This window comes from Streptomyces sp. MnatMP-M17 (assembly GCF_900091995.1).
GTDB lineage: Bacteria > Actinomycetota > Actinomycetes > Streptomycetales > Streptomycetaceae > Streptomyces.
Map to the genome: position 1 here is coordinate 1 of NZ_FMDK01001053.1, position 2,311 is coordinate 2,311.

A 2,311-nucleotide genomic window follows, 5' to 3' on the forward strand; every position below is an offset into this window, starting at 1 on the left:
GCCGCCGACCTGCCGCCGCTGCTCCGCGGCTATCTGCGGCTCGGCGCCTGGGTCTGCGGCGCGCCCGCGCACGACCCGGACTTCGACTGCGCCGACCTCTATGTCCTGCTGTCGATGAAGCGCACCAACCCGCGCTATCTGCGGCACTTCCTCTCTCTCGTTCCGTCGGCATGAGCGTCTGGCTGCCCACCGCGCCCTGCGTCTCGCCGGAGTGCGTCACCCACAGCGGACCGGCCGCCGGCACCGCCACCGGGCTCGCCCGGCTGCTCGTGGGCATCCCTCTCGTCCTCGCGGGAGTGCTGCTCACTCCGCTCGTCTCGCTGCTGCCCGGAGCGCACCGGGACCGGCTGACCAGGCTCTGGGCACGGTCGGTGGTCCGGAGCTTCGGTCTGCGCGTCCGTGTCGTGGGCGGGCCGGTGCCCCGGCGCGGCGACGGATTCCTGGTCGTCTCCAACCACATCTCCTGGCTGGACATCCCGCTGATCGCGGCCGTCTTTCCCGGGCGGAACCTGGCCAAGAGCGAGATACGGGGCTGGCCGGTCCTGGGCGCGATGGCGACCCAGGGCGGCACGGTCTTCGTGGAGCGCGAGCGGCTGCGGGCGCTGCCCGGCACCGTACGGACGCTGGCCACGGCCATGCGCGAGGGCTCCCGGGTGATCGTCTTTCCCGAGGGCTGCACCTGGTGCGGCCAGGAGCACGGCCGGTTCACCACCGCCGTCTTCCAGGCCGCGCTGGACGCGGACGCCGATGTCCGACCCGTACGGCTCACCTACCGCGGTCCCGGTGGCGAGCCGTCCGGTGCGCCGGCCTTCATCGGGAAGGACTCGCTCGGGGTCTCGCTGTGGCGGGTGGCGACGGCCGGCGGGCTGACGGCGGAGATCACGCTCCTGCCGGTGATTCCCGCCGGCCGTCACACCGACCGCCGCGCGCTGTCCCGGGCCGCTCAGACCGCCGTGGCGAGCGAGAGCGCGAACCGTCGCGCCTCGTCGGTCCACCAGCGAGTCAGCTCCATGCCGGCGGCCGACAGCTCCGTCCGTACGCCGTCCTGACGGAACTTCGCCGAGATCTCCGTCCGTACCTCCTCACCGGCCTCGAAGTGCACCACCAGATCCAGTTCGGGGATCTTCACGGTCAGGGCCCGGCGGGCCCGCAGCCGCATCTCGATCCACTCGTTCTCGGCGTCCCAGAGCGCCACATGGCCGAAGTCGCGTGGATCGAAGTCCGCGCCCAGCTCCCGGTCGATGACGGAGAGGACGTTCTTGTTGAACGCGGCTGTCACTCCGGCGGCGTCGTCGTACGCCCTGACCAGTACGGACTCGTCCTTGACCAGATCCGTGCCGAGCAGCAGCGTGTCGCCCGGCGCCAGCAGCGCGCGGACCGACGCCAGGAACACCGCGCGCTCGGCCGGCAGCAGATTGCCGATCGTGCCGCCGAGGAACGCGACCAGCCGTGGACCGGGAGTGGCGGGCAGCGTCAGCCCGGCCGTGAAGTCGGCGATCAGCGCGTGCACCCGGAGTCCGGGCCGCTCGGCGAGCAGCGACCGGGCGGCTCCGGTCAGCGCGCTCTCGCTCACGTCCACCGGCACATAGAGCTGGAGCTCGGTCAGCTCGTCGAGCAGATGACGTGTCTTGTCGGAGGAGCCCGAGCCCAGCTCGACCAGGGTGCGCGCGCCGGTCCGCGCCGCGATCTCGGGTCCGCGCGCGAGCAGGATCTCCCGCTCGGCCCGGGTCGGGTAGTACTCGGGCAGCCGGGTGATCTCCTCGAACAGTTCGCTGCCCCGGCTGTCGTAGAACCACTTGGGCGGAAGCGTCTTGAGGGTATTGGGCGTACGGGTCAGCCCTTGGAGCACATCGGCGCGCAGCGCGGCGCCGGTGGCGTCCTCGGGCAGGGTGCGGGTCAGCTCGAACGGGCTCACGCGGGTGGCTCCTTGAGGGGGGTGAGCAGAACATCGGCGCGGGTCGCCACCAGCAGAGTGCGGTCGGGGACCGCGCGCCAGCGCGGATCGTCGTCGTAGGGCTCCGACGCCACCACCGTGCGGTCGCCGGGCCCGGTGCGGTACCAGAGGGTGTCGCCCCAGGTGGTCGCCGCGATCCGGGCGCCGTCGGTGAGCAGCAGATTCAGCCGGGACGCGGGCGCCGCGGCCGCGATGTCGAGAACGGTGTCGGCCAGCGCCTGGCCGAGTTCGTCGCCGGCCCGCAGCCGGTGCAGCACCAGCGCCCACAGCAGCGCGGAATCACTGCGGGCGGGCAGAGCGAGCAGCTCGGCCACGGGCAGGGCCGCGGCCGACGCCGCGACACTGCCCGGCCAGCCG

Annotated in this window: 3 protein-coding genes and 1 pseudogene; 2 read left to right on the forward strand and 2 right to left on the reverse strand. The window is 72.8% G+C overall.

Features of this window, described 5'->3' with window-relative positions:
* Together GA0115259_RS42470 and GA0115259_RS35760 are read left to right on the forward strand one after the other, a co-directional pair.
* A pseudogene (locus tag GA0115259_RS42470) lies at positions 1-174 on the forward strand (GNAT family N-acetyltransferase); the annotation flags it as partial.
* Positions 171-1,049, forward strand: coding sequence for a lysophospholipid acyltransferase family protein (locus tag GA0115259_RS35760; protein WP_093604561.1), 879 nt, complete (start codon positions 171-173; stop codon positions 1,047-1,049). The pseudogene GA0115259_RS42470 and the gene GA0115259_RS35760, both read left to right, overlap by 4 nt.
* Here the strand turns inward: GA0115259_RS35760 and egtD are convergent.
* Together egtD and GA0115259_RS35770 are read right to left on the reverse strand one after the other, a co-directional pair.
* A complete protein-coding gene (gene egtD, locus GA0115259_RS35765; protein WP_093604563.1) occupies positions 944-1,915 on the reverse strand; it encodes an L-histidine N(alpha)-methyltransferase in 972 nt (323 codons plus the stop codon). The genes GA0115259_RS35760 and egtD overlap by 106 nt on opposite strands.
* Positions 1,912-2,311, reverse strand: a 400-nt coding sequence (locus tag GA0115259_RS35770) for a class II glutamine amidotransferase (protein ID WP_370749272.1), incomplete at its 5' end; no start/stop codon positions are given. The genes GA0115259_RS35770 and egtD, both read right to left, overlap by 4 nt.